Source organism: Pseudomonas sp. TSRC2-2, assembly GCF_049897785.1.
In the GTDB taxonomy this organism is placed as follows: domain Bacteria; phylum Pseudomonadota; class Gammaproteobacteria; order Pseudomonadales; family Pseudomonadaceae; genus Aquipseudomonas.
In genome coordinates, this window is the sequence record NZ_JAFCWZ010000024.1 from 1 (window position 1) to 1,115 (window position 1,115).

Sequence of the window (1,115 nt, forward strand, 5' to 3'; positions counted from 1 at the left end):
GGCGGTTGCAGGATCTGAGTGCAACACGGTTATTGAATTGAAGCGGGAGCATCATGCCGCATCACCACGGCTTCTTGCATCACTTCGCCCATCACCTCGATCGGGCATTTGAAGTCGAAGCGTTTGCGCGGTCGCATATTCAGTTGCAAAGCGATGGCGTCCAGGGCTTCCTGACTATGCACCGACAAGTCCGTGCCCTTGGGCAGGTACTGGCGGATCAGTCCATTGATGTTCTCATTGCTGCCGCGTTGCCAGGGGCTGTGCGGGTCGCAGAAGTAGATCGCCACCCCGGTCCGCTGGGTGATCTCGGCGTGCCGCGCCATCTCCCGGCCCTGGTCGTAGGTCATGCTCTTGCGCACCGCCAGCGGCATGCCATTGAGCGCCGCACTGAAGCCCTCCAGCGCCGAGGTCGCCGTCGCGTCGGCCATCTTGATCAGCATCAGGTAGCCGCTGGTACGCTCCACCAAGGTGCCCACCGCCGAGGCATTGGCCTTGCCCTTGATCAGGTCGCCCTCCCAATGGCCTGGCATCAGCCGGTCTTCGACCTCCGGCGGGCGCACGTGGATGCTGAGCATTTCAGGGATCTGGCCGCGCCGATCGACGCCGCCAGAGCGCGGCCTGCGACTCGTCTTGCCCTGGCGCAGGCAGATGATCAGCTCCTTGCGCAGGCCACCGACCGGCAGGGCGTAGATCGCGTTATAGATCGTCTCGCGGCAGACGTAGGCCTCTCTGAGGCTGGGTATGTTCATGCTGCGCAGCTTGCCGGCAATCTGCTCGGGAGACAAACCCTCACGCAGCATATGGACGACCAGCTCGAAGCGCTCACTGCCCGGCAGCAGCTTGCACTGAGGCCTGCAGACCTGGCGGCGGACCTGCATCTGCTGCTGGGCAGCACAGGCCTGGTAGCGGGTGCCAGGGGCCCGGTTGCGGCGCAGCTCCCGGCTGATGGTCGAGGGGGAGCGGCCGAGCATCCGGGCAATTCGCCGCTGGCTGAAACCTTGGGCAAGGCCGAGTTGAAGGGTCGCACGTTCGGGGATACTGAGTTCGTGATAGGACATAGTGGCAGCACCGTACCGGAAAGGTCAGGTGTTGCACTCAGTTTTTGCGGCCGCCCT

General features: G+C 63.8%; 1 protein-coding gene. It reads right to left on the minus strand.

From position 1 onward, the window contains the following. Positions 1-29 precede the first annotated feature (29 nt). Positions 30-1,058 (minus strand): IS30-like element ISShes10 family transposase, encoded by a 1,029-nt coding sequence (locus ACP7D9_RS29460; RefSeq protein WP_011711660.1) that lies wholly within the window; start codon positions 1,056-1,058, stop codon positions 30-32. Positions 1,059-1,115 lie beyond the last annotated feature (57 nt).